Annotated in this window: 25 protein-coding genes; 14 read left to right on the forward strand and 11 right to left on the reverse strand. The window is 58.6% G+C overall.

The window, feature by feature from the left end:
• The first annotated feature begins 67 nt into the window (after positions 1–67).
• The 4 genes from ACR0AJ_RS06005 to ACR0AJ_RS06020 all read left to right on the forward strand — a co-directional run bounded on the left by ACR0AJ_RS06005 (position 68) and on the right by ACR0AJ_RS06020 (position 3,908).
• On the forward strand, positions 68–1,870 hold the full coding sequence (locus ACR0AJ_RS06005; protein WP_480740356.1) for a PHA/PHB synthase family protein: 1,803 nt from the start codon (positions 68–70) through the stop codon (positions 1,868–1,870).
• Positions 1,871–2,001: 131 nt separating this feature from the next.
• Positions 2,002–2,448 carry a phasin family protein gene (locus tag ACR0AJ_RS06010; protein ID WP_170349152.1) on the forward strand — a complete coding sequence of 149 codons (447 nt, stop codon included), beginning with the start codon at positions 2,002–2,004 and terminating at the stop codon, positions 2,446–2,448.
• Positions 2,449–2,583: 135 nt separating this feature from the next.
• A complete protein-coding gene (gene phaR / locus ACR0AJ_RS06015) occupies positions 2,584–3,138 on the forward strand; it encodes a polyhydroxyalkanoate synthesis repressor PhaR (protein WP_170349151.1) in 555 nt (184 codons plus the stop codon).
• Positions 3,139–3,146: 8 nt separating this feature from the next.
• Positions 3,147–3,908 (forward strand): trypsin-like serine peptidase, encoded by a 762-nt coding sequence (locus ACR0AJ_RS06020; protein ID WP_480647109.1) that lies wholly within the window; start codon positions 3,147–3,149, stop codon positions 3,906–3,908.
• A gap of 6 nt (positions 3,909–3,914) precedes the next feature.
• Here ACR0AJ_RS06020 and ACR0AJ_RS06025 read toward each other — a convergent pair whose 3' ends face one another.
• On the reverse strand, positions 3,915–5,129 hold the full coding sequence (locus tag ACR0AJ_RS06025) for a DegT/DnrJ/EryC1/StrS family aminotransferase (protein WP_170349150.1): 1,215 nt from the start codon (positions 5,127–5,129) through the stop codon (positions 3,915–3,917).
• A 281-nt stretch (positions 5,130–5,410) separates the two neighbouring features.
• Between ACR0AJ_RS06025 and ACR0AJ_RS06030 the strand changes: the two genes are divergently transcribed.
• On the forward strand, positions 5,411–6,322 hold the full coding sequence (locus tag ACR0AJ_RS06030) for a formylglycine-generating enzyme family protein (protein ID WP_170349149.1): 912 nt from the start codon (positions 5,411–5,413) through the stop codon (positions 6,320–6,322).
• 16 nt (positions 6,323–6,338) lie between these two features.
• On the opposite strand, the gene ACR0AJ_RS06035 is transcribed toward ACR0AJ_RS06030, so the two are convergent.
• From ACR0AJ_RS06035 to ACR0AJ_RS06060, 6 genes are all read right to left on the reverse strand, one after another.
• Positions 6,339–7,643 (reverse strand): NAD(P)/FAD-dependent oxidoreductase, encoded by a 1,305-nt coding sequence (locus ACR0AJ_RS06035; protein WP_170349148.1) that lies wholly within the window; start codon positions 7,641–7,643, stop codon positions 6,339–6,341.
• A gap of 8 nt (positions 7,644–7,651) precedes the next feature.
• Positions 7,652–9,010 carry a glutamine synthetase family protein gene (locus tag ACR0AJ_RS06040; protein WP_170349147.1) on the reverse strand — a complete coding sequence of 453 codons (1,359 nt, stop codon included), beginning with the start codon at positions 9,008–9,010 and terminating at the stop codon, positions 7,652–7,654.
• Positions 9,010–9,690: a type 1 glutamine amidotransferase gene (locus tag ACR0AJ_RS06045; RefSeq protein WP_170410363.1), complete on the reverse strand. Its 681-nt coding sequence runs from the start codon at positions 9,688–9,690 to the stop codon at positions 9,010–9,012. Before ACR0AJ_RS06045 ends, ACR0AJ_RS06040 begins: the two co-directional genes overlap by 1 nt.
• 58 nt (positions 9,691–9,748) lie before the next feature.
• A complete protein-coding gene (locus ACR0AJ_RS06050) occupies positions 9,749–11,068 on the reverse strand; it encodes a glutamine synthetase family protein (RefSeq protein WP_480740358.1) in 1,320 nt (439 codons plus the stop codon).
• Between the two features lie 137 nt (positions 11,069–11,205).
• Positions 11,206–13,392: a xanthine dehydrogenase family protein molybdopterin-binding subunit gene (locus tag ACR0AJ_RS06055; protein ID WP_480740359.1), complete on the reverse strand. Its 2,187-nt coding sequence runs from the start codon at positions 13,390–13,392 to the stop codon at positions 11,206–11,208.
• 3 nt (positions 13,393–13,395) lie between these two features.
• Positions 13,396–13,860: a (2Fe-2S)-binding protein gene (locus tag ACR0AJ_RS06060; RefSeq protein WP_170349143.1), complete on the reverse strand. Its 465-nt coding sequence runs from the start codon at positions 13,858–13,860 to the stop codon at positions 13,396–13,398.
• 139 nt (positions 13,861–13,999) lie between these two features.
• Between ACR0AJ_RS06060 and ACR0AJ_RS06065 the strand changes: the two genes are divergently transcribed.
• The 5 genes from ACR0AJ_RS06065 to ACR0AJ_RS06085 all read left to right on the forward strand — a co-directional run bounded on the left by ACR0AJ_RS06065 (position 14,000) and on the right by ACR0AJ_RS06085 (position 18,188).
• A complete protein-coding gene (locus ACR0AJ_RS06065) occupies positions 14,000–14,602 on the forward strand; it encodes a TetR/AcrR family transcriptional regulator (RefSeq protein WP_480647098.1) in 603 nt (200 codons plus the stop codon).
• 154 nt (positions 14,603–14,756) lie between these two features.
• A complete protein-coding gene (gene dusA / locus ACR0AJ_RS06070) occupies positions 14,757–15,782 on the forward strand; it encodes a tRNA dihydrouridine(20/20a) synthase DusA (RefSeq protein ID WP_480740361.1) in 1,026 nt (341 codons plus the stop codon).
• Positions 15,783–15,821: 39 nt separating this feature from the next.
• Entirely contained in the window at positions 15,822–16,646 is an 825-nt protein-coding gene (locus ACR0AJ_RS06075) for a sulfite exporter TauE/SafE family protein (RefSeq protein ID WP_480661597.1), read from the forward strand.
• Positions 16,643–17,425 carry a hypothetical protein gene (locus ACR0AJ_RS06080; RefSeq protein WP_480740363.1) on the forward strand — a complete coding sequence of 261 codons (783 nt, stop codon included), beginning with the start codon at positions 16,643–16,645 and terminating at the stop codon, positions 17,423–17,425. The genes ACR0AJ_RS06075 and ACR0AJ_RS06080 overlap by 4 nt, the downstream gene beginning before the upstream one ends.
• A 34-nt stretch (positions 17,426–17,459) precedes the next feature.
• Positions 17,460–18,188 (forward strand): SpoIIAA family protein, encoded by a 729-nt coding sequence (locus ACR0AJ_RS06085; protein WP_480740364.1) that lies wholly within the window; start codon positions 17,460–17,462, stop codon positions 18,186–18,188.
• Positions 18,189–18,438: 250 nt separating this feature from the next.
• On the opposite strand, the gene ACR0AJ_RS06090 is transcribed toward ACR0AJ_RS06085, so the two are convergent.
• Genes ACR0AJ_RS06090 through ACR0AJ_RS06105 form a run of 4 tightly spaced genes read right to left on the reverse strand, consistent with a single transcriptional unit; the run spans position 18,439 to position 20,569 of the window.
• A complete protein-coding gene (locus ACR0AJ_RS06090) occupies positions 18,439–18,672 on the reverse strand; it encodes a DUF1289 domain-containing protein (RefSeq protein WP_170359116.1) in 234 nt (77 codons plus the stop codon).
• Positions 18,673–18,690: 18 nt separating this feature from the next.
• Complete coding sequence (ruvX, locus tag ACR0AJ_RS06095) at positions 18,691–19,155, reverse strand: Holliday junction resolvase RuvX (RefSeq protein WP_170349136.1); 465 nt, start codon at positions 19,153–19,155, stop codon at positions 18,691–18,693.
• Positions 19,152–20,372 carry a c-type cytochrome biogenesis protein CcmI gene (gene ccmI / locus ACR0AJ_RS06100; protein ID WP_480740365.1) on the reverse strand — a complete coding sequence of 407 codons (1,221 nt, stop codon included), beginning with the start codon at positions 20,370–20,372 and terminating at the stop codon, positions 19,152–19,154. Before ccmI ends, ruvX begins: the two co-directional genes overlap by 4 nt.
• A gap of 26 nt (positions 20,373–20,398) precedes the next feature.
• Positions 20,399–20,569: a hypothetical protein gene (locus ACR0AJ_RS06105; protein ID WP_170349134.1), complete on the reverse strand. Its 171-nt coding sequence runs from the start codon at positions 20,567–20,569 to the stop codon at positions 20,399–20,401.
• Here ACR0AJ_RS06105 and ACR0AJ_RS06110 point away from each other — a divergent pair.
• The 4 genes from ACR0AJ_RS06110 to ACR0AJ_RS06125 all read left to right on the forward strand — a co-directional run bounded on the left by ACR0AJ_RS06110 (position 20,568) and on the right by ACR0AJ_RS06125 (position 25,835).
• Positions 20,568–21,812 carry a sarcosine oxidase subunit beta family protein gene (locus tag ACR0AJ_RS06110; protein ID WP_170349133.1) on the forward strand — a complete coding sequence of 415 codons (1,245 nt, stop codon included), beginning with the start codon at positions 20,568–20,570 and terminating at the stop codon, positions 21,810–21,812. The two genes, ACR0AJ_RS06105 and ACR0AJ_RS06110, sit on opposite strands and share 2 nt — an antisense overlap.
• Positions 21,813–21,888: 76 nt before the next feature.
• Positions 21,889–22,218, forward strand: coding sequence for a sarcosine oxidase subunit delta (locus ACR0AJ_RS06115; protein ID WP_170349132.1), 330 nt, complete (start codon positions 21,889–21,891; stop codon positions 22,216–22,218).
• Between the two features lie 43 nt (positions 22,219–22,261).
• Positions 22,262–25,276: a sarcosine oxidase subunit alpha family protein gene (locus ACR0AJ_RS06120; protein ID WP_480740367.1), complete on the forward strand. Its 3,015-nt coding sequence runs from the start codon at positions 22,262–22,264 to the stop codon at positions 25,274–25,276.
• On the forward strand, positions 25,269–25,835 hold the full coding sequence (locus ACR0AJ_RS06125; RefSeq protein WP_480740368.1) for a sarcosine oxidase subunit gamma: 567 nt from the start codon (positions 25,269–25,271) through the stop codon (positions 25,833–25,835). Before ACR0AJ_RS06120 ends, ACR0AJ_RS06125 begins: the two co-directional genes overlap by 8 nt.
• Positions 25,836–25,979: the final 144 nt, after the last annotated feature.

Consider the following 25,979-nt stretch of genomic DNA (forward strand, 5'->3'; position numbering starts at 1 on the left):
CCGCTTTGCCCCCCGACACCCACGACGTTATTCTGCGTAGCAGCGAGGTTAGGGGGGAATTGTTAAAATGACAACAAGTGAAGATCAGATGCCAGAACTGACCGAAGAAAACGTTGAACGCCTTAAAGAAAATATGGAAAAGGTCGAGGCGCTTTCGAAGCGGCTGATCGAAGTCATGTCGGCCAAAAAGCCTCATACCCCCGCTTTGGATGGCCCGAATCAAGAGCTTTTCGCACGAGCAGCAACAGCTTATTGGGCCGAAGCTTGGCAAAATCCGGCAAAATTGCTGGAACAACAAATAGAATACTGGGGCAAGTCGGTTCTGAACTTCGCTGAAGCCCAAAAAGCTATGACCACGGGCGAGGCCGACGATGACCAGCCCAAACCCCAGGACAAGCGTTTTTCCAACCCCTTATGGGAAACCAACCCCTATTTCCGTCTGATCCGGCAGCAATACCAGACCAACGCAGAAGCCATCGCGCAGGCCGTGGCCTCGGTTGAGGATCTGGATGCCAAGGACAAACGCCGCCTCAAGTACTTCTCGCAGCAAATTGTCGACATGATGTCCCCCACGAATTTCCTGGCAACCAATCCAGACGCCCTGCAAAAGGCGGTTGAAACCGAAGGGCAGTCATTGATCAAAGGGCTGGAAAACCTTGTCTCGGATCTTGAGGCCAATGACGGCGAGCTGGTTGTCAAACTGGCCGATGAAAGCGCGTTTGAGGTCGGCGGCAATCTGGCGACCACTCCGGGCGATGTGGTCTATCGCAATCGTATGATGGAACTGATTCAGTACAAACCCGCGACTGAAACGGTGTATGAAACACCGATCGTGCTGTTCCCGCCCTGGATCAACAAGTTCTATATCCTTGACCTTAAGGCCCAGAACAGCCTGATCAAATGGATCACTGAAAAAGGCTATACACTGTTTGTGGTCAGTTGGATCAATCCTGATGAAAGCTATGCGGATGTTGGGATGGAAGATTACATCGAAGATGGCTTTCTGACCGCGATCGAAGAAACTAAGAAAATCTGCAAGGTCAAGCAGGTGAACGCGATTGGTTATTGCATTGCTGGTACTACTCTAAGTTTGACCCTGGCGTTGCAGAAGCAGCGCGGCGGCAAGTCGATCAAATCGGCCACCATGTTTACTGCGCTGACGGATTTTTCCGAACAGGGCGAGTTTACGCCATTTCTGCAGAACGACTTCATTGACGGGGTTGAGGCAGAGGTAAACAAAGAAGGCATTCTGCGCTCATGGATCATGGGGCGCACCATGTCCTTTCTGCGCTCGCGCGATCTGGTCTACGGTCCAGCCATCCGCAGCTATATGCTGGGCGAGATGCCGCCAGCCTTTGATCTGCTGTACTGGAATGGGGACGGGGCCAACCTGCCTGCCAAGATGACGGTGCAATACCTGCGCGGGCTATGCCAGCGCAATGAGTTCGCCGAAGGCGGTTTCGAACTTCTCGGGCACAAGCTGCATGTCAGTGACGTGGACGTGCCGTTGATGGCGATCACCTGTCAGACGGATCACATTGCTGCTTGGAAAGACTGCTATCGTGGTGTGCAAAAGATGGGGTCACGTTCCAAGACTTTTGTCGTCTCGGAATCCGGTCACATCGCAGGCATCATCAACCCACCCAGCAAGAAGAAATACGGCCACTACACCAACCCCGATCTGAAGGTGGACGCGGACACATGGATGAAAGAGGCCGACTTCCACGAAGGTTCGTGGTGGCCCCTTTGGGAGGCCTGGTTGAAGAAGCGATCCGGCAAGCAGGTTCCTGCCCGCGATACCGGCGATTCGGATCACCCACGGCTTGCACCAGCACCCGGGACCTATGTGGTGGCCGATCCAAACAACTGATTTCATTTTGAAACTTAAGATTTTCTGCAATGCAGCAAGAAAAAACTTGCAATGCTGCATTGCAGCAATCATATTGTCCTCAAGCTGATGAAAGCCGGGGTGGGCCCGGTTCGGCAAAAAGGATTAGGACAATGGCAAAGACTCAAGACTTTACCGCGACCCTGAAAGACATGATGGGTGCATTCCCCGTTGACACCACCGCTCTGGAAGGTGCCTTCAAATCGACCGCTTCGCTGAACGAAAAGCTTTCCGGTGTTGCTCTGGAAGCAGCAGAGAAGTCGGCTGAAATCTCGAACAAATGGACCAAAGACACACTGTCCAAGCTGACCGAGATGTCGAAAGCAAAGGCCGAGCCTGCTGAATACGCAAAAGCCGCAACCGACTTCGCAAGCGCGTCGGCTGAAGTTGCCGCTGAAAACATGGCTGCTTTCGCTGAAATCGCGAAAAAACTGCAGACTGAAACCGTCGAGCTGCTGATGGCTGCTGGTAAAGACGCTGCTGAAGAAGCAACCGTTGCTGTTCAGAAAGCCACCAACGACGTGACTGCTGCTGCCAAAAAAGCTGCAGCCACCAAGTAAAATTTGGGCGCGAGGCGCACCCACTCCTCCCATTTGGTGCAATCGCGCAGGGCAGGTCTTAGGACCTGCCCTTTCTTTTTGTTCTGCGGTCGCATAATCTCTGCTGCAACGCATCATCCTTGGGGAGGGCAAACGGTGCCAGAACAAGAAAAACCGCTGTTGATCAAGCGCTATGCAAGCCGCAGGCTGTATAACACCGAGACCAGCGACTATGTTACGCTCGAAGATATCGCGACCTTCATCCGCGATGGGCGCGAAGTGCAGATCATTGACCTGAAATCTGGCGACGATCTGACCCGGCAATATCTACTGCAAATCATCGCCGAACACGAAAGCCGGGGTGAAAATGTGCTGCCGGTCAACGTGCTGAACGATCTGGTGCGCAGCTACATGATTCCGGGTGGCGGGATGATGCCGCAATTCCTGCAAAGTTCGTTTGAGATGCTGCGCGAAAGCCAGAGCAAGATGATGGAGAATATGAATGCCATGAACCCGATGTCGCAGATACCGGGTTTCGAAGCCATGCAGGCGCAGCAACAGGCATTCCTCAAGGCGATGACCGGGGGGCTGTCAGGCAATTGGTCAGGCCCAGAAGAAGGTGAAGATGCCAATTCGGAATCGAAAGAAGATCTGGATGACATCAAAAAGCAGCTGGCTGAGTTGCAGAAAAAGCTCTCCAAGTTGAACTGACGTCTGTTGTGTTGCGCTGGCTGGTCCTGAGTGTTGCGGTGCTTTGGGCCCACCCGGCGCTATCACAGGGCGTTTTTTCGGAAGGCTGGTCTGCGGTCTGCACGATGGGCACCCAATCCGAAGAAGGGTGCGATGCCATTCGTGCGCGCGAGATCCTGGATGCGGATCAACCCCCATGGCGTGCCATTGGGCGCCTCAATTTCGCCAGCCGGGACCGGCGATCACATTGTACTGGCGTATTGGTGTCTGACCGGCTGGTCCTGACTGCTGCGCATTGCCTGTACAATTCCCCACGCAAACGCTGGATACCGCCGTCTAGCATCCGGTTTGCCGCTGGCTATCAACGCGGAGAGGCCGCGGCCGTTGCGGGTATCGATGGGTATAAGTTGCATCCGGAACAAGGCGCTGACGGGGCGTTCGACGACCGTACCGAATTGGACTGGGCGGTTCTGGAATTGACCGAGCCTATTGGTCAAACGGTTGGTTATCTGCCGTTGGCATCTGCGTTGACGCCTTCGTCGTTTGTTGCGGGGTATTCCGGTCTTCGGCCTCATGTCCTCAGTCGGACTTTGACCTGTGCGCCGCGTCCCCTTGAAGGTGGAATGGTCTTGTCGCTGTGCCCGGTCATGATGGGAGATTCCGGTGCGCCGCTTTTAGTGGACACGCCGACCGGCCCCCAAGTCGCGGCGATCCTGTCGCGTGTGGGTGTAACCCCCGAGGGGATTACAGCCCTGTTTCTGTCGACCGAGTTGTTTGACCTCGATCCGTAAGCCTTATCAAGTTCCGTAGACGGGAACCGGGCCGGTCACCTCGCCGACCGAAGCCAGTAGAATATCGGCGATCACGTCCAGTTCTTCCTTGGTCAGCCGTACAGGCAGACGGACGTCGCACGCTTTCATCAGCATGTCCCGTGTCTGCGGCAAGTCGAACTTTTCGGGCAGGAATTGCCAGTTCCAGAAGGCGCGGGCGTTGTCTTCGCTCAGGCCGAAAACCTGAACTTTGACACCGCGTGCCTCTGAAGCCGCCGCAAAGGCGCGGATTTCGGCCTCATTCATTCCGACCAGATTGAACTGGATCGAATCCGGTGCCCGGCGTTCGGGTGTCAGGGGGGCAGGGACGTCGATATGGGACGAGGTGTTCAGCCGTTCGGCCACGTAGTCGTGGTTAGACAGGCCATCCCGCACACGCCGCGCCAGTTCGGGGATTTGGGGGCGGATCACGGCAGCGCTCAGGTTGCTCATCCGCAGGTTATACAGCGGCAACTGGTTCTGCCAGCGGGCAAAGGCTTGCTCCAACTCGGGCGAGTTGTCGCCATGCGGGGTTTTGTGCTTCTTCCAGTTGTGCTCATAAGCGCCCGACATGATCACGGCCTGGGCCACCAGGTCGGCATCGTCGGTGATCAGGATGCCGCCTTCCCCCGCGTTGATCATCTTGTAGGACTGGAATGAAAAGCACCCCACCTTGCCGATGGTGCCAATGTTCTGCCCATGCCAGGTTGTGCCCAGCGAATGAGCCGCATCCTCGATCACCGGGATGTCGCGTTCGTTGCACAGCGCCATGATGGCATCCATGTCGGACGTGTGGCCGCGCATATGGCTGATGATTACGGCCTGTACGCCGTCCAGCTTGGTGGCGAAATCTTCCATGTCGATGCGATAATTCTCGCCGACCTCACACAGCACCGGAATGCAATCCGCATGCACGACAGACGAGGGCACGGCAGCAAAGGTAAAGCCGGGGATCAGAACCCGTGCATCCCGAGGCAAGCCCAACGCTTTGAGAGACAGGAACAATGCGGCCGAGCACGATGACACGGCCAACGCGTATTTTGTTCCCAGCAAAGCGGCAAATTCCGCCTCGAGCAGAGCCACCGGCGCATCCTGTGGCGCGGTATAGCGAAACAGGTCTCCCGATTGCATCAGAGCGTCGATGGCTTCTTTTGCAGCTGCAGGGATGGGTTCGGCGTCATGAACGTTTGGAGGAAGCGTCATATTTGATTTTCCCAAATTCTAACTTTGGGAAACGTAAAGCTAAACGAAAAGTAATCCAACCCCTCAATCGCCATGTGGGCAAAATTTCACCAATCCGTCACAATCAAAGGGTCACTGGTTGGCTTGCAATACGCCCCAGGTAATTGTTTTGAGCTTGCAACTTTTGAGAAAGTAAGGTGCCAATTACCCAACTTTTGCGTTGCTCTAGGTTGCAAGGTGGGATCACTATTTTGATTATCGGACGGTTCATATTTCTCTTGGCGCTATTAACGTACGCGCCAGTGGCAAATGCTCAGTTTGTTCTGTCAGACGGCGTGGAAGTGGCTCCGCTTGAGATATTTCAGGAATGCTATGTTTGCCCTGAAATGATTGCCTTGCCTTTGGGTGAATTTCTGATGGGTGGCCCTCCGGGTGAATCGAAACTGCATTATAATTTCGATAAAGAGGGCAACTGGATACGTACCACCCCAGAATTGTCCTACAGCTCGATTCACGAAGGGCCGGTTCACAAGGTCACGATAGACTTGCCCGTGGCGATGGGCCGAAACGAAATCACCTACGATCAATGGATGGCTTGCATGGATGATGGTGGTTGCGGAGGGTATGAGCCGGAGGACTTTATTCGGTTACCCAAATCACAGCGCGCAAAGGTCATTGGAAACCATCCAGTTATCATGATTTCTTATCTGGACGCTGTTTCGTACACCGATTGGCTAAACAGTAAAGTGGGGAAGGATGTCTATCGCTTACCGACAGAGGCTGAATGGGAATACGCCGCGCGCGCCGGGACGCAGACCCCTTTTGCACAAGGCGAGGAAGTCACAACCGATCAGGTGAACTTTCTGGGAAGCGCAACAGAGATCATGCTGGGGGAAGAGCGCCCAGACCTCGTGTCCCGCGGAGTCCCAGTACCGGTGGATTTGCTGGACGCGGCCAATGCCTGGGGCCTGCGCCATATGTCCGGCAATGTTGTGGAAGTAACGATGTCCTGCAGGACGGATCAATATGCCGGTTGGGAGACGTCCAGCCTTTACCTGGAAAAGGCACTTGAACCCAATTGTGAAAGACGCGTCACACGGGGTGGAGCGTACTATGCCGCAATGGACGCCTCACGTGTCGCTGGACGAGGGAGTGGTTTGGAAAGCTCTCGGACAGCCGGGGCAGGGTTCCGTGTCCTGAGAGAATTTAAGTAATCAGGTTTGCCTGAGTTCACACCCCTAACCGATCCCTCAGCGCAAACCATGTCATCGCCAACACCAGCAGCGGGCTGCGCAGGGCAGGACCGCCGGGGAAGGGCAGGGCGGGGACGCGGGCCATGGTGTCAAAGCCTTCGGCTTGTCCTTGGAGAGCCATTGCCATCAGCTGACCGGCATGGGTAGCCGTGCCGACACCGTGGCCGGAATAGCCCGAGGCGGACAGGATATTCGGTGCAACCCGCGCCAGATAGGGCATGCGACGCATGGTGATGGCCAAAGTGCCGCCCCAGGCATAGTCGATCTTCACATCCTGCAGATGCGGGAAGATCTCTGTCATCGGTTTGCGCACTTTGGCGGCAATGTCGCTAGGGAAGCGATAGCCATAACTCTCACCACCGCCAAACAGCAGTCGGCCATCCGCGCTGAGGCGGAAGTAATTAACCACGAATTTCGTGTCGGCGACCGCAACGTCCTGTGTCAGGGCGCGGGCGGCGTCGGCCCCCAATGGCTCGGTCGCCGCGATGAAGTTGTTGATCGGCATGACCCTTGACGCCACCCTGCGGTTCAGATCGCCCAGATACCCATTGCAGGCCAGAATAACGTGGTCGGCGGTGACCGTTCCGTTCGCCGTCTGCACCTTGGCAGGTTGGCCTTCCTCAATCCCGGTCACCTCGGTGCTTTCAAAGATGCGCACCCCGGCCTTTGCCGCGGCTTGTGCCAGACCCAAGGCAAAGTTCAACGGGTGCAGGTGTGCCGCGCCCATGTCCAGATACCCGCCTTTGTAAGAGGGCGATGGGCACAGCGCGTGGCCGGCGGCCTCGTCCAATAATTCGATCTGATCGTAACCGTAACGGCCGGATAGATGTGCGGCATGTTCGTGCAGGTCTTGCTGCTCGCCTGCGCTGAGGCCCAGAACGGCAACGCCCGGTTTCAGGTCGCAGTCGATCTGGTGCTTAGCGATGAGCGATTTGACCAGATCTTTTGCGTCCTCTGCCAGATCCCATAGCTTGGCCGCATCATCGTTTCCAACCAACCGCTCGAGGTCTTCCTGATCCATGCGCTGGGCGCTTCCCAACTGGCCACCGTTGCGACCGGACGCGCCGAACCCCACACGGTGCGCCTCAAGCAGCACCACGTTGAGCCCGGCTTCGGCCAAATGCAGCGCGGCGGACAGGCCGGTGTAGCCTGCACCAACGACACAGACATCGGCTGTCTCGTCTTTGCGGAGTGCCGGAAACCGATCCACCGGGTTGGCCGTCGCCGCATACCAACTGGCCGGATACTCGGCCTTGCGGTCGTTGGAATAGAGCAGGTTCATCGCGCACCTCAAACGTTCAGCAGCAGATGCTCACGCTCCCACGGAGAGATCACCTGCAGGAATTCCTCGTATTCTGCGCGTTTGACGATGCTGTAGACGCGGGCGAATTCTGGGCCAAGGACCTCATGCAGGGCGTCGGCCTCATCAAACAGGTCAAGCGCGCTGCCCATAACCTGTGGGATATCGCCTTCGCCTTCATAGGCGTCGCCATAGAATTGACGGCGGGGACGTTCCTGCTGTGTCAGGCCGAGATAGCCACAGGCCAGCGACAGCGCGATGCCCAGATAAGGGTTGCAGTCCATCCCGGCGATACGGTTTTCGACCCGCCGCGCCTCAGGCCCGGACAGGGGTACGCGGATACCGGTGGTGCGATTATCACGTGCCCATTCCAGATTGATCGGTGCGGCGTGGTCTTTCACGTAGCGACGGTAGGAGTTCACGTAAGGCGCCATCACGGCCAGCCCGGCGGGCAGGTGGTTCTGCAGCCCGGCAATGAAGTTATAGAACGCGTCCGTCTCACCGCCCTGTGGACCAGAGAATATGTTTTGCCCGGTCTCAGTATCGATGATCGAGTGGTGGATATGCATGGCCGAGCCCGGCTCATCCTCGATCGGCTTGGCCATGAAGGTGGCAAAGCAATCGTGACGCAAAGCGGCCTCGCGGATCAGGCGTTTGAAGTAGAACACCTCATCCGCCAGCTTGACCGGATCGCCATGGCGTAGATTGATTTCCAGCTGACCCGCGCCGCCTTCTTGCGTGATGCCGTCGATCTCGAATCCCTGGTGTTCGGCGAAATCATAGATGTCGTCGATCACCGGGCCGAACTCGTCCACTGCCGTCATTGAATAGGCCTGACGAGCCGCCGCCGGACGGCCCGAGCGACCCATCATCGGCTTGATCCCCTGCGCCGGATCTACATTGCGGGCGACCAGAAAGAACTCCATTTCAGGCGCGACAATCGGCTTCCAGCCCTTGTCGTGATACATCTGCACCACCCGTTTCAGCACGTTGCGGGGGCTGAAGGGGATCGGCTCTCCATCCCGGTCATAGGCGTCGTGGATCACTTGCAGTGTCCAGTCGCCCGTCCAGGGCGCGGCCGAGGCGGTCGAAAAGTCAGGCTTGAGGATCATGTCCCGTTCGATAAACCCGTCCTCGCCGGCGGCCTCACCCCAATCACCTGTGATGGTCTGGTAGAAAACGCTGTCGGGCAGGTGGAAATAGGCCTGCTTTGCAAATTTTGAGGCGGGCACAGCCTTGCCACGGGCGATACCGGGTAAGTCCGAGATGATGCATTCAACCTCATCCAGCCGTTGGCCGTCGATATAAGTTCGGGCTGCCTGTGGCAGTTGATCTTTCCAGTCGGCCATCAGGCCCTCTCTTTCTTCAGAAACTCGGCCATCAACTGCCCGATCTTCGGATTGTCATTCTGGGCGGGCAGGCGGTTGGCTGCCGCCTCCATCAGTGCATCGGGCACAACGCCTTTTCCGCGCGTGTTCATGAGGCCCTGAATGAAGGCATCGCCGTATTCCGGATGCGCCTGCACCGTCCAGACGTTGTCGCCATAGGCCACCATCGCGTTACGGCAGAAAGTGTTTGTGCCCAACACGCGTGCGTCTTCGGGCAAATCAATCACCTGATCCTGATGCCAGGCGTTCAGCGTTATGGTCTGGCCGTCATATTCATAGTCCGTGCGTCCAACGGCCCAGCCGCCTTTGAATTTCTCGACTTTCCCGCCAAGCGCCTGCGCAATGATCTGGTGGCCGAAACAGACGCCGATCAAGGGGCGTCCGCTTTGGCGAATGGCGCGGATCAGATCTTCAAGAGGCGGTATCCACGGGTGGTTCTCATACGCGCCGTGGCGCGAGCCAGTGATGACCCAGCCATCGGCCTGAAGCTCATCTTTTGGGAACTGCCCGTCCACGACGGCGAAGGTTTCGTAGGTAAAGCCATTGCCGTCCAGAAGCGCGCGAAACATCGCGTCATATTCGTCGAACTGGTCCTGCAATACGTCAGGAGGGTGGCCGGTCAGTAGGATGCCGATTTTCATGGGTCACCAAATTTGATCAAATTTATTCTAGCCCACCGGGTTCACGCGGGCAAGAGGGTCATACCGCTTCCAGATAGCTTAGCCAGTGTTCTTCCACCGGGCGGTCGGCAAAGCGGCGCATTTCCTGCCGCTTGGTCATGGCGAAAAAGCGGATCAGATCGGCGGGGAAGATGCGCGCCACGTTCGGGTCGGTTTCGAACGCGGTAATGGCTGCACCCCAATCTGCTGCCAGTTGCGGCAGGCTGTCGATCTCATATGCATTGCCCGAGATTGGGGCGGGGGGTTCGGTCTCGTCCTCGATCCCGTTCAGCGCGGCACCCAGCACGGCCGCCAGCATCAGATAAGGGTTGATGTCGCCGCCCGCGACGCGATGTTCGATCCGCCGCGCGGCAGGGGCACCGCCGGGAATGCGAAGGGCGGCGGTGCGGTTTTCATAGGCCCAACTGGCACCGGTCGGGGCGTGCGCGCCGGGTATAAGGCGCGTGTAGGAATTGCCGTGGGGCGCAAATATCAGCGTGCAGCCCGGCATCGCCGACAGACATCCGGCAACGGCCCAGCGCAGCAGATCAGTGCCCTCAGGCCCGCCATTGTCGAATACGTTTCGGCCTTTCTCGTCAACGACCGAAAAATGCACGTGCATCCCGTTGCCCGCGTCATCGGCGTACGGTTTCGACATGAATGTGGCCGTAAACCCATGTTTGCGGGCAAGGCCACGCGTCAAGGTCTTGAAAAGCCACGTATCATCGGCGCAGCGCATGGCGTCCTGGTGGTTCAGGTTGATCTCGAACTGGCCAATGCCGCTTTCGGATATCGCTGTCTGGGCTGGTATGCCCATGGCTGCGCATCCGTCGTAGAGATCGGTGAAAAACGCGTCGAACGCGTCCATCTCGGCCATGGACAAAACTGCCTCATCCGCCAGCCGCCGATCTGTGACCGGGTTGATTGGAGGCTGCGGTTGGGGGCCGGATGCGTCCAGCAGAGTGAACTCCAGTTCGGTCGCTGCGATGACAGACCAACCGCGCTGGGCATAGCGTTCCAGCACAGCGGCCAGCGCGTGCCGGGGATCCCCAGCAAAGGGCACACCTGCGTCATCATGCAAGCACATCGGGACCAGTGCGGTGTCTGCTTCCAGCCAAGGCATCGGCACCGGCCCGCGGTCCGTCGGCAGTAGCATTCCATCGGCGTCACCGGATTCAAAGACCAGCGGGCTGCCGTCGATATCCGCGCCCCATAGATCCACATTCAACGCGGAAAAGGGCATCCGCACCGCGCCTTTAGTCAGCTTGTCGGCATATGAGGGCGGCACTCGCTTGCCGCGCATCTGACCGTTCAGGTCACAGGCAGTAACGCGAAAACTGTGCAGGGCGCTCAGGTCCATCGGGGTCTCCATCCTTCGAGTTACCCGAGATGTAATGGGTTAAACGCGCCTTGTCACTAAATTTGATCAAATTATTGCCGTGGTGGTTTTGCAGCAAGTTGCTCCGCGCCAGAGGGGAACGGCGCGGAGCAGGGGCTTTAAACGAAGCTGACGCCGTTTTCAGCCATTGGCAGTTCGGCTACATGCGTGCCTGACAATGCGTTGATTGCATTGGCCAACGCCGGGGCCGAGGGTGGGGTGCCCGGTTCGCCAACACCTGTGGGTGCCTCGGCTGATGGAACGATATGTACGTCAATCGCGGCGATGTCGCCAATCCGCAGCGGCTCATAATCCGGGAAGTTGAATTGATCCACAGTGCCATCTGTCAGCGTGATCTGATCGCGCATGACATGTCCGATGCCGTAACCGATGCCGCCTTCCATCTGCGCGCGCACCACATCGGGGTTCACCGCAATGCCACAATCGACTGCACAAGTGACCTTTTCGATCTTGATGCCGTTTTCCGGATCGCCCGATACCTCGACAACCTGAGCGGCATAGGAACCAAAAGACTTGTGAACTGCGATACCCTGCGCGCGACCTGCAGGCGCGTTGCCCCAGTTGCCTTTTTCAGCCGCCAGTTTCAGAACCGTAGCTTTGCGTGCCTGATCCGGGTTGCTGGCGTCGGCAAGGTGCGACAGTCGGAACTTCACTGGATCGCGCCCTGCGGCCTCGGCAACTGCATCCATCATCGTCTCCATGACATAGCCGGTGTGGGTGTGGCCCACAGAGCGCCACCACAGTACCGTCGTTGCCTTCGGCGTGTCGGTCAGCCCAAGCGCCATTCCGGGGATGGCATAAGGACTGTCGGCGATACCTTCGATCGAGCTGTGGTCGATCCCGTCATGCACCAGAACGGATTCAAACGGAGTGCCCTTGATGACCGATTGTCCAGCTACCTGATGTTGCCAGCCAACGATGTCGCCATTGGCATTCAGGCCCACACGGACCTTGTGACCAAAGGCAGGGCGGTAATAGCCGCTGCGGATGTCATCCTCACGCGTCCAGACCAGCTTAACCGGGCGCGAGCGGTCGGTGACCACAAAGGCCAGCGCTGCCTCGACTTGGTAATCCGCATCTGGTGTCGCGCGACGCCCGAACGACCCGCCTGCCAGCATCGTCTTGATGTGGATCTTTTCGGGCGGCAGTTGGAAGATTTGCTGATACGCCATGTGCGGGCCGGTCGGCATTTGCGCACCGTCATGCAAGACGATGTCGCCCTCGGCGGTTTGTTCGATGGTGCAGTTCAGAGGCTCCATCGGAGCATGCGCCAGCAGCGGGAAGTAAAAGGTCTTTTCGATGACCTTGTCTGCCCCGTCGATTGCTGCTGCGACTGCTGCGAAGTCCGCCTTGTTCACGTTATAAGTTGGTTCGGCATCCAGTGCGGCCATGATCTCGGCCTTGATCTGATCCGAATGGCGGGTTTCCGCGCCCGACATATCCCAATCAACCTCAAGCGCGTCACGCGCCTGGATCGCGTCCCAGGTGTTTTCGGCGTAAACCGCGACCCCTGCCTGATTGGGCAGAACGGCGGCTGAGATATAGCCTTTGACTTCTTTCGACGCGCTGTCGTCAAAGCCGTTGGCGATACTGCCTTTTGACTCAGGGCGCTTGATCATGGCGACCATCTGGTTTGGCAGGTGAACGTCCATGGCATACATGGCCTGACCGTTGCCTTTGATGGCGGAATCCTTGCGGCGCACGGATTCGTTGCCGATCAGACGGAATTCCGATGGGTCTTTCAGGCGCGGCTCGGCGGGCGCGTCTAGCTGAGAGGCCGCAGCCACAAACTCGGCAATCGGGGCGGATTGGTCGCCTGCTTTGACGATGCCTTCGTCGATGGTGATACCCGCGGCATCCACGCCCCAGCTTTGGGCGGCGGCGGCGATCAGCATTTCGCGCGCGGCGGCACCAGCCTGACGATATTGCATCCACGAATTCGCCATCGCGGTCGACCCGCCGGTGCCCTGAAAGGGGCCGAACAGAAGGTTGTTGTAAACCTGCGCGTTAGATGGCGCGAATTCGTAGTTGATCTGATCCATGCGAAGACCGATTTCTTCGGCGATCAACGTCGGCAGGCCGGTTGCGGGACCCTGACCTTTTTCAAAGTGTTTGACGATGGCCGACACTGTTCCATTCGCATCAATCTTGACGAAGGGGTTGAATTGCGCAGTCTCGGATGAGGTCGCAGCCAGCACGCCATCGGCACGCGCACCAACCAGCAGAACAGCACCGGCAGCGGCGGCCCCTTTCAGAAACCCACGGCGAGAGGTGTTGATGGTCATAGATCAGGCCTCCAGAATTTCGGACGCGCGCTGAATGCCGGCGCGAATGCGTTGATAGGTGGCGCAGCGGCAGGCATTGCCGTGCATGTAATCGTCAATCTCTTCGACGGATGGGGTGGGATTTTCGGACAACAGCCCAACGGCCGACATCACCTGACCCGATTGGCAATAGCCGCACTGAACGACGTCCAACTCAACCCAGGCCTGCTGAACGGCGGCGCCGATCTTGTCATTGCCGACGGCCTCGATTGTGGTGATCTCGGCATCTTCGACGTCTTCGATATAGGTCTGGCACGAGCGTACGGGCTCGCCATTCAGGTGTACGGTGCAGGCACCGCACGAGGCGACGCCGCAGCCGAATTTGGTTCCAGTTAGTTTTAATTCATCCCGGATTACCCACAGCAAGGGCGTGCCGGGTTCGGCGTCAACCGTGTGGGTTTCGCCATTCAGTTTCAATGTCAGTGCCATGAGGGGACCTTCCGTGTTGGGCTGGTTACCTGAGTCGGTAAACTGGCGCGTTTACTAGTGGCACAGAATATCGCCATTGTAAACTCCTGCGTTTACCTAGGATTTGACCGCCCCCTGTCAATAGGTCTATAGCTCTGACATGACCGAATGCAGCGCACCGAATGCGACCAAATACGCGCAGATCATCGAAGCTGCTGTGGCCGAGTTCCAGGACAAGGGCTTTGCCGCAGCCAGCATGGATCGCATCTCGGCGCAGGCCGAGGTGTCTAAGCGTACGCTGTATAAGTATTTCGAAAGCAAAGAAAACCTGTTTCGCTCGATTGTGATCGAGCTGTCCAGCCGCTTTGCCGAAGTGGTCGAAATCCGGTACAAAAAAGGCCGTGATATTCGCGAACAACTGACCGAACTGGCCTGGGCCGAAGGACGCATCCTGATGATGCCGGATGTGATGGCGATGTCCCGGATGGTGATCAGCGAAACCTTGCGCAGCCCGGCCCTTGCTGCCGAGGCGACAGGCAAACTAGACAAAACTGCCGCCTTTATCGGCATGATGCGGGATGCAGCCGAGGACGGGCAATTGCGGATCGACGATCCGGAACAGGCGGGGCGCGAATTCATCGGCCTGATCAAAGCGCGCGCATTTTGGCCCCTTTTGTTCACCGGGTCTGTGCTGAGCAAGGCCGAAATGGCCGAAACCATCGAAAACAGCGTCGAAATGATGATCAGCCGTTATGCGGTGTGAGGGTCAAAACCCGTCATATATCATCCGCCCTGGCTGAGATTCGTCTCGAAACTGACAATTTGGCATTCCGAGTGGCACTCGATCCCGAAATAGTGCTACAGGGCTGTTCTGAAAAGATCCCTTGAGGAACAAGGCCAAGACGGGCGCGGAAAGTATGTCGAATTTAGCAGAAAACACAGCCCTGAAAGGGGGTGGACTTAGGCGCGCGGCCCGTCTGTCCGTTGCCCCCATGATGGATTGGACGGATCGGCACTGTCGCTATCTGCACCGGCTGCTCAGTGGGCAGGCGTTGCTTTACACGGAAATGGTGACGGCCCCAGCGCTGGTGCGTGGTGGGGCGATGCATTTGCTGAGATACAGCCCTCAGGAACATCCCGTAGCGCTGCAACTGGGCGGGTCCGACCCAAAGGAATTGGCGCAGGCAGCGCGGCTTGGGACCGAGGCGGGCTATGATGAGGTCAACCTGAACTGCGGCTGCCCTTCGGATCGGGTGCAGTCCGGCACATTTGGGGCGGTTTTGATGAAGGACCCGGGTCGGGTTGCCGAATGCGTAGCTGCTATGCGTGAGGTTGTGGATGTTGACGTGACGGTCAAATGCCGGATCGGCGTGGATGAACAAAACCCTGAAGAGGTTCTGCCAACATTTCTGGACCAAATCCGCGCGGCCGGTTGCGAACGGGTGACGATCCACGCGCGTAAGGCTTGGTTGCAGGGTCTCAGCCCCAAGGAAAACCGCGATATTCCGCCTTTGGATTATGATCTGGTTCACCGGATGAAGGCGGCATTTCCCGATCTGCATATCTCGATCAATGGGGGCATTACCTCTCTGGATCAAGCGCGAACGCATCTTGAGGCAGGGCTGGACGGCGTCATGATCGGGCGCGCGGCCTATCATCAGCCGACCGACATTTTGGCGGAAGCCGACCCGCTGATCTACGGCACCGGGCAGGCCGCTGATCCTGTCGAAGTTGTGCAGGAAATGGTTCCCTATGTTGAGGCTCACCTTGTCGAAGGGGGCCGGTTGCACCAGATCACTCGTCATATGCTGGGCTTGTTTGCCGGTCGCCCCGGTGCGCGGGCCTGGCGGCGGGCCTTGTCCGAAGGCGCGGTGCATGAGGGCGCGGGCCCCGAGGTAATGTTGCAGGCACTGGAGCGCGTGGCGCCTCTGGTCGAGGTTTGAGCAAATCAAGATACGGCCACAGGCCGCTATGGGGGGAAGATGCCCGAGACGATGTTGCTGGCCCAGATGTTGGGCCTTTTGCTTGTAATCGGGGCGCTGGCCGGTGTGCTGGCCGGATTGCTGGGGGTTGGCGGGGGTATAGTGCTGGTGCCCGCCTTTTTCTATGCCTTCCAGACGCTTGGATATGGCGGCCCGCAGTTGATGCAGCTGTGTCTGGCGACCTCTTTGGCGACGATCATCGTGACCTCTGTGCGATCGGTGCTGTCGCACAACAAAAAAGGCGCTGTGGACTGGGAAATTCTGCGCGGCTGGGGGCCTGGGATCGCGGTCGGGGCGATCATTGGCGTTCTGGTGGCCTCGGCGCTGCGGACCGAGGTTCTGCAGATTTTGTTTGGCGTTCTGGGGATGGTCATCGGTGCCTATCTTGGGCTAGGCAAATCTGAATGGCGGTTGGGTGACGCCATGCCCAAAGGGATCAAACGTGCCGTACTGTCGCCCCTGGTGGGCTTTCTTTCGGTGTTGATGGGGATCGGAGGCGGCAGTTTCGGCGTGCCACTGATGAGCCTTTACAACACGCCCATTCACCGCGCCGTGGCAACTGCTGCCGGTTTTGGCGTGATCATCGCGGTGCCTTCGGTTCTGGGCTTTCTGTTTCTGGACGTTCCGCCGGAACACCGCCCGCCTCTGACCATCGGGGCGGTCAATCTGGTCGCCTTTGGTATCGTTGTCGCCATGACGACAATCACCGCGCCGTGGGGGGTAAAGCTGGCTCATGCGATGAACCCTAAACCCCTCAGACGCGTGTTTGCGGTGTTCCTGACGCTGGTCGCCCTGAACATGCTGCGTAAGGCACTGGGGTTATGAGCGATTTTCACGAAGATGGCTGGATCAGGTTCCCCTTCGATCCGGTGCTGGCCGAGTGGGTAGGGCACGCGCTGCCCGCTGCCCGTGCATCTGTCACTGACCCAGCCCATACCCAATGGCTAGATTGTGAGGGGACATGGTTTATTGGCGTCGACGCGCTGGACAATGACCTGCGGGGCAGGGTTGCGCAATCGAGGGTGTTGTCCGGCCAGGCCATGGATTTCATCACCGATCAGTACGGAGAACTGCCGCTGCACAAGGGGCAGGTCTCGGTCATCTACCCCGGCTATCCACGCCCGCGACAAGGCGAAAGCGCCAGCGCCGGTCAGTATCGGTTAAAGCGGGACGCGGCACATGTGGACGGGTTGCGGCCTGCGGGACCGGATCGGCGGCGGCGGGTGGATGAGCCGCATGCGTGGATATTGGGCATTCCTCTGAACGATGCCAGTATTGATGCCGCCCCCATGGTGCTGTGGGAAGGCAGTCATAAAATCCTGCGCGCCGCGTTCAAACACGCGCTGGACGGGCACCCACGCAATAGTCTGCATCAGGTGGATATAACCGAGGCGTATCAGGCTGCGCGCCGCGAAGTATTCGACACTTGCCCACGCATCGAATTGCCCGCCAAACCCGGTGAGGCCTACCTGTTGCACCGTCATTGCCTGCATGGGGTGGCCCCATGGGGCGCCAATGCCTCGGCCGGGGAGGATGGACGCATGATCGCCTATTTCCGCCCCGAGTGCGCCGGGGGAGTAGCCGAATGGATCGAATCCGCCTAACCTCCTGCCATTATTCGGATTTGGAGGTTTTTTGATGATTACAGTCCACAGGAATTCGGACGGAGCATTGCTGGAAGTTGAACTGTCCGGCGAGGTGACCAGTACTGATTACAGCGAGGTTCTGGTGCCCGCTATCGAGGCCGCATTGACCGAACATGAAAACGTGCGTCTGCTGGCCGTCGTTCAGCCGGAATTCAAGGGTTACGATCTGAGTGCCGCTTGGGCCGATACAAAGCTGGGGCTGAGCCACTGGCGAGGATTTGATCGCATTGGCGTGGCGGCGGATCAGGGTTGGGTAAAGACCAGTATCCGCCTGGCTGCCCCGATCCTGCCATGCCCGGTGCAAGTCTTTGCCCTTTCCGATCTAGAAGCCGCCAGACGCTGGATGCGCGAATCTTTGGGGTCGATTCACGTGGTTGATCTGGGTGGGCCGTGCATTCAGATCAGCCTCTTGGGAAAGCTGGACCCCGACGAATTCAGCCGGGCGGAACGGGACCTCGATAGCCTGTTGCAAGCCAAGGAGGGGTTCCGGTTGTTGATCGACTTGCGGGAATTTGACGGCTGGCAGGGTCTGTCAGCGCTGGCATCGCATTTCAAACTGGTTCGGAAACATGCCGGGTTGCTGGATCGCGCGGCCATCGTTGGGGACAAAACGTGGCAACATATGGCGCAACGGGCGGCCAGTCATGTTCTGGGCACGAGAACTCAGTTCTTTGCATCTGAGGATATCGAAAATGCCAAATCCTGGCTGGCTGCCGGGTAGGCCAAGATCAAACCTGACGCTTACGTCAGGTCATGCTGGGTCAGGCTTTGTTTTTCTTGATTGAATGGTCAAAAAACGATTAGCAATGCCTTGTTCTTCCGCGTAACCACTTCGGAGGAACCTGAAAACTGAAGCGCGTCGCTGTGGGTTGCCACTCACTCACCACAAGTGTTCGAACTTGATCCCCCTCGAAGTTCAGACCAACCTGCAGCGGCGCAGATTCAGCCCATGTCCTCGATCTGGATAGAATTTAAGACTTTTTCAGGCGTGCGGCACGACCACCCCGGCGTTTGGTCAGCTGGGGTTTGCGTGAGGGCAGGTTTTCCATGATCTCAGCACGCTCGTTGCTGTCCATTTTGGACCATCGCGAGATTTCATCAATCGTGCGGTAGCAACCGGTGCAGATACGTTCGGTCGGGTGAACGACACAGATCTGGATACAGGGGCTTTCGACCTCGTTCCTTTTCCAAACCATGTTCGTCATTGCCGTATCCCGTTGCAACTAAAGAAAGCGCAGCCTGTCCAGCGCCCCTTGCAGAATATAACCAGCCGCGACGTGATCGATAACCTGTCCGCGACGTTTTCGTGTCGTATCCGCCTCAAGCAGTGCCTTTTCGGCCGCAACCGTGCTGAGCCGTTCGTCCCAGAACCCGATGGAAACCTCGGTCAGCCGCGACAGGTTTCGGGCAAAGGCGCGGGTGGATTGGCAGCGGGGCCCTTCGGTTCCGTCCATGTTTTTCGGCAGACCCAGAATGACACCGCCAATCTCGCGGTCAGCGATCAGTTCAAGCAATCGCGCAGAATCCAGGGTGAATTTTTTGCGCCGCACCGTCTCCAACGGGCTGGCCACACCGCGCATCCGGTCCGAGACGGCGACCCCGATGGTTTTTTCGCCCAGATCCAGACCCATCAGCGCGGTCATCGGCGGCAGGGCGGCAGCAAATTCTTCGAATGCGTCGTGAATCATTGTGCAATTCCGGCCTGCAACGCGGCGGCGTCGATCAGTTCGATGGCATCGGCATTTCCGGCAAAGACTGCCATAGCCTCGTTTTTGATGTCGATGGCCCGCTGACCTTCGCCCAACACGCCAAGGGCTGCAATCAGACGCGCCCATTCCTCGGGTGAACCGCCCTCAGAGGCCAGACGTTCAGACAGTTGGTTGACCATGCCCTTGATCATTTCTTGCCGTTCTTCCGGTGTCAGTTCGGCTGCGGCGTCGACGTCACCCTGACTGGGGCCGGGGGCAGCAGGTATTTCAGGCGCGTTGAATACCCCGGCGCGGAAAGCCAGCTCGTCCAATTGGGCCCGAATGGCATCGGCCCATGGCGCGCCGGCAGGGGCATCGCGGAGGGCATCGACCCAGACCCGGTATCCAACGTCGGGGCGTCCGATCTGCACCATCATCTGCCCTAGATAGTATTGCGCCGGCCCATGGCGCGGGTCGCGTTTCAGCGCCTGCCTCAATGCCTCTTCGGCCTCGGGCGAGACATAGCCGCCCACGGACAGAATCATCATCTCGGCCAGATGTGAAAAGGCGTCGGCTGGGATATCGTCGCCAGACAGCTCGATCACACGTTGCTGGGCTGCGTAAGCGGCGGGAAAATTGCCTGCATTCGCCTCGTGTTGAGCCAGCAGGATATGGCCCTGCAGATCATCGGGGCGTGCTGCAACAGTCTCGCGCAACTGATTCAGAAGATTGGCATAACTCTCATCCAGCTGCGGCAATTGTGCGGGCGGGGCGGCTGCTTCGGCTTCGGCCTGGCTGGGGCGTTCGGCACGCAGAGTTTCGGCTTGCTCCAGCCGCAGCGACAAGGGCTGATCCGGCAGCCCTGCGGCACCCATCTGGCGATACATCCAGATCGCACCGCCCACGACGACAAGCGCGATGACAGCAAAGGCGGTAACGCTGGCCCAGCGAGGCGGTCCGGCGCGATCAACCCCGGCCTGCATCTGCGCGTCGGCGGCCAGAATGCGGCGTGAGATTTCCGTGCGGACCCGGTCTGCGTCGGCCTCGCCGATAACGCCACGGGCCAGATCCTTGTCCACGCCCGCCAGCTGCTCGCGATAGACACGCAGATCATATGCCGCCGCAGGCTCACGTGTTTTGCGGCTGCGGAGCAGGGAAAAGCCCAGGAATAGGGCAATCAGCAGTGCGGTTAGAATGGTGACGACCAGGAACGACATGGTTTCTCCGATATGGCTGCCCTGACTTAGACCTCTCGGCGGGGCGACAAAAGGGACAAATGGCCGCGAGAGGACGTCATGTCGCAATAAAAGGGCGGATGTCGCAATAGTTCGATATTGTGGCGCTGTGCGGCAGGGGTAAAGTGTTCGCGCACGGCATATCTGCGCCAATCACCGAACCGGATGGATTCGCTCATGAAACACTACTCAGCCTTTGCTGTGGCGCGGGAGGCCCTGCGCTATCACACCGGATGGGAGCGCGCGTGGCGCTCGCCCGAACCGAAAAAGCGGTACGACGTGATAATCGTCGGCGCAGGGGGGCATGGTCTGGCGACCGCCTATTATCTTGGCAAGAATTACGGCATCCAGAACGTCGCCGTGATCGAAAAAGGCTGGCTGGGCGGCGGCAACACCGGGCGCAACACGACCATCATCCGGTCGAACTATCTGCAGGACCCGTCGGCGGCGATCTATGAAAAGGCGCGTGGTCTGTACGAGGACCTGAGCCAGGACCTGAACTATAACATCATGTTCAGCCCCCGCGGTGTGATGATGCTGGCGCAGACACAGCACGAAATCCGCGGTTATCAGCGCACCGCCCATGCCAATGCGCTGCAGGGCGTGCAGACGGAGTGGATTGGGCCCGAACGTGTCAAACAGCTGGTTCCGATCATCAATATCGACGGTCCGCGTTATCCGGTTTTGGGGGCGCTGTGGCAGGAACGCGGCGGCACCGCGCGGCACGATGCTGTGGCGTGGGGCTATGCCCGCGCGTGTTCGGCCATGGGTATGGACATCATCCAGCAATGCGAAGTCACAGGTGTGCGTTCTCAGGACGGCCGTGTCGTTGGCGTAGATACCACCAAAGGCGCGATTGACTGCGAAAAGCTGGGTATCGTGGTCGCAGGCCATTCAGGTCAGCTGGCGGAGATGGCGGGCTTCCGTCTTCCGCTTGAGGCGATCGCTCTGCAAGCGCTGGTATCTGAACCGATCAAGCCTTGCATGGATGTGGTCGTGATGGCCAACACCGTGCACGGTTACATGTCTCAGTCCGACAAGGGAGAGATGGTGATTGGTGGCGGTACTGATGCCTATAACAACTTCACTCAGCGCGGGTCCTTCCACCATATCGAGGAAACCGTCCGCGCGCTGGTCGAGACCTTCCCGATGATTTCGCGTCTGAAGATGCTGCGCCAGTGGGGTGGTATCGTGGATATGACCGGTGACCGCTCGCCCATCCTGTCGAAGACGCCGCTACAAGGCTGCTTCATCAACGGTGGTTGGGGCACAGGTGGCTTCAAGGCAATCCCGGGGTCCGGCTGGGGGATGGCGCAGTTGATGGCCACCGGCCATTCGCCGCTGACCGAAGCGTTTTCGCTGGACCGTTTCAAAGAGGGCCGCTTCATCGACGAAAGCGTTGCCGCCGGGGTGGCGCACTAAGGGCGCTGCTCGAGGTTGCCCACAAACAGAATTCAGGTCGGCCATTGTGCCGACCGACCGCCAAAAGGATGAACACATGCTGATCCTGAATTGCCCGTATTGCGGCGTCGACGCCGAAGAAACCGAACTGGCCGCTGGTGGCGAGGCGCATCTGAAGCGTTTCGGTCCGGGCTCGTCGGATGACGAGTTCCACGACTACCTGTTCATGCGCGAAAACCCCAAAGGCGTCCATTTGGAACGCTGGCGCCACGCAAATGGCTGTGGCAAGTGGTTCCACGCCGCGCGCTGTACCCAGACGCTTGAGGTGTTTGGCACGTATTCCGCACAGGTCACCGAACCTCCGAAAGAGATCAAGGATGCCATCTCGGCCAAACGCCCCGGCTGGACTTGGAGAGAGTTCGAATGACCCGCGTCACCACCCGTAATTCCGCCTGCGAAAGGTCCGCAACATGAGCACCCGTCTCGCAAAACAAGGCCGGCTGATTGACCGGTCGAAACAGGTCACCTTTACCTTCAACGGCACCTCGATGCAGGGGTACGAGGGCGATACGCTCGCCTCGGCCCTGCTGGCCAATGATCAGATGATGATGGGCCGGTCGTTCAAGTATCACCGCCCGCGCGGCGTTGTCGCCAGCGGTGCGGAAGAGCCGAACGCACTGGTCGGTCTGGGGCAGGGCAACCGGTTCGAGCCGAACCAGCGCGCCACCACGACCGAGTTGTTCAACGGTCTGACCGCGATTTCACAGAACCACTGGCCGAACCTTGAATTCGACATCGGGGCGGTGAACACGCATCTGTCTCGCTTTCTGCCGGCTGGCTTCTACTACAAGATGTTCATCCACCCCAAGCCGTTCTGGAAACACGTTTATGAGCCGTTCATCCGCCAGTCGGCCGGTCTGGGCAAAGCGCCCGACAAAGACAACCGCGACGCGGACACCTATGAGCATTTTTATGCCTTCACCGATGTTCTGGTAATCGGCGGCGGTGTGGCCGGTCTGCAGGCCGCAAAGGCGGCGGCTGCGTCCGGCGCCAAGGTGATGCTGATCGAACAGACAGCCCATTGGGGAGGGCGCGCTCCGGTCGATGGTGGCACCGTTGATGGCGCACCTGTGGATAAGTTCGTGGATCAATTGGTTTCCGAACTGGAAACAATGGACAACGTTACCATGCGATTGCGCTGCATGGGCGCGGGTGTCTATGACCACGGATATGTGCTGGGATATGAGCGTCTGACTGACCATACTCCGGGCATTCAGGGCCCACGCCACCGCCTGTGGCGCATCCGTGCCAAGCAGGTTGTGACCGCAACCGGTGCAATTGAACGTCCACTGTCTTTCGCGGGCAACGATGTTCCGGGTGTGATGCTCGCTTCGGCCATGCGCGACTATGTGGTGAACTGGGGTGTCACCCCGGGCGAGCGCGTGATCGTTGCCACCAACAATGATGATGGGTATCGCACCGCGATCATCCTGAAACAGGCCGGAGTGGACGTCCTGCGCGTGATAGATGCACGTGCCGCTGCGGGCCCGATGGCCGAAGAGGCGCGTCAGCTCGGTATCCGGGTGGACCCCGGAAAAGCCGTCGCCAAAGTCAAAGGTGGCAAGCGCGTCAAAAAGGTCGCGATCTGCAATCAGGAAGGTATCGGTGGCGCTCGCGAAGAAGTTGAGTGCGATGCCGTTGCCATGTCGGGTGGCTGGTCTCCGGTCGTTCATTTGTGGTCGCATTGCGGTGGCAAACTGATCTGGGACGACGCGAACGCCCATTTCCGTCCTGACCCCGAACGTCCACCGCTGGGCGCGAACGGCGAGGGCTTTGTCGTAGCTGCCGGTTCCGCCAACGGCCCGCTGGCGCTGGGCGATGTTCTGGCTGACGCACAAACCGCAGGTGAGGCCGCAGCCAATGGCGCGGGTTTCAAACCCAAAACAGCCGACGCGCCGAAGGGTGAAACCACGGCCGAGGCCGCGATGGAGCCGGTCTGGTTGATGCCCGCCAATGCCGAGGTTCAACTGCGCATGAAGTCCTGGCTGGATTTCCAGAACGACGTCAAAGTGTCCGACGTCCAACTGGCGGCGCGTGAAGGCTATGAAAGCGTTGAACACACCAAGCGCTACACGACGCTGGGTATGGCCACGGATCAGGGTAAGTTGAGTAATATCAACGGTCTGGCGATCCTTGCTGATGCGTTGGAGTCCGAGATTCCGAAAGTCGGTACCACCACATTCCGTCCACCGTATACTCCGATCTCGATGGGGTCGATTGGCGGCGAAGCGCGGGGCGACGTGTTCCAACCGATCCGTCAAACCCCGATGCACGACTGGCACGACAAAAACGGTGCCGATTGGGAGCCGGTCGGCCACTGGCGCCGGACCTATGCTTATGTCCGCCCCGGTGAATCCGTACATGACGCGGTGAATCGCGAGGTCAAGAACACGCGCGAAAACCTCGGCCTGCTGGACGCATCGACGCTGGGCAAGCTGATCGTCAAAGGCCCGGACGCAGGCAAGTTCCTGGACATGATGTACACTAACATGATGTCCACGCTGAAGGTCGGCAAATGCCGCTATGGCCTGATGTGTTCGGAAAACGGCTTTCTGATCGACGACGGCGTTGTTGCCCGCATCGATGAGGACACCTGGCTGTGTCACACAACCACCGGCGGAGCGGAACGTATCCACGGCCATATGGAAGAGTGGCTGCAGACCGAATGGTGGGAATGGAAAGTCTATGTCGCGAACGTGACCGAGCAATACGCTCAGGTGGCCGTTGTTGGCCCCAATGCCCGCAAGGTGTTGGAGAAGCTGGGCGGCATGGATGTGTCCAAAGAGGCGCTGCCGTTCATGGAGTGGCGCGATGGCAAGATCGGCGACTTCGATTGCCGTGCCTATCGCATCTCGTTCTCGGGCGAGCTGTCCTATGAGATCGCCGTTCCTGCGTCTCAGGGGCAGGCGTTCTGGGATGCTCTGGTCGAGGCAGGGCAGGAGTTCGGAGTGATGCCTTATGGCACCGAATGTCTGCACATCCTGCGGGCCGAGAAGGGCTTTATCATGATCGGGGATGAGACCGATGGCACCGTGATCCCCCAAGATCTGGGGCTGCACTGGGCACTGTCCAAGAAGAAAGAGGACTACCTCGGCAAACGCGCCCATTCGCGCACCCATATGGCCGATCCGGACCGCTGGAAACTGGTGGGGCTTGAGACTGTGGATGGTTCCGTTATTCCTGACGGTGCTTACGCAGTAGGCGACGGCGTCAACGCCAACGGCCAGCGTAATATGATCGGTCGCGTTACCTCGACCTATTACTCGGCCAATCTGGGCAAAGGCATCGCCATGGGCCTGATCAAGCACGGACCCGACCGGATGGGTGAGATCGTCGAGTTCCCGGGTACCGACGGCAAAACCTATAAAGCCAAGATCGTGGACCCGATCTTCTATGACAAAGACGGGGAGAAGCAGAATGTCTGAACCCATCAGCGCACTGAATCACGCCGGCTATGACGGTATTGTCAAAGTCGAGGAATGTGGCCTGCAGGGTATGATCACCCTGCGGGGCGACCTGTCCGATAAGGTGCTGGTCAAAGCGGTCAAGGATGCCACAGGCCAGAAAGTACCCAGCCAGCGTGAATCTCTGGTCAATGGTGACACCGGCGTTTGCTGGATGTCCACGGACGAATTGCTGGTGCTAGTGCCGTATGCCGAGGTGGAGGCCAAGTTGGCCGCAATGGCAAATGCGCTTAGCGGCACACACGCGTTGGCGGTCAATGTCTCGGACGCGCGGGCCGTGTTCCGCATCTCGGGCGCCAGCGCGCGCGAGGTGGTTGGCAAATTGGCCCCGGTCGATCTGTCGGTCGAGGCGTTCCAACCTGGCCAAATCCGCCGCTCGCGCTTGGCGCAGGTGGCAGGGGCGTTCTGGATGGACGACGCCGAGACCTTCCGTGTTGTCTGTTTCCGGTCGGCTGCGGATTACGTGTTCAAACTGCTCAAGGTTGCGGCGCAGCCAAGCAGTGAGGTTGGGTTTTATTGACCTCATAAACCCCGCAGAAAAGTTACAAATAACAGCCGCCTTTCCCAAAAAAGGCGGCTGTTTTCTTTTTCATCTTGCGCAACAATTCGATGCCCTTTTATGAGAGAGGTGCAAAGGCAGTCTCCCCTTAAGATTGTATTGAAT

It is taken from the genome of Ruegeria sp. CJ9 (assembly GCF_056536625.1).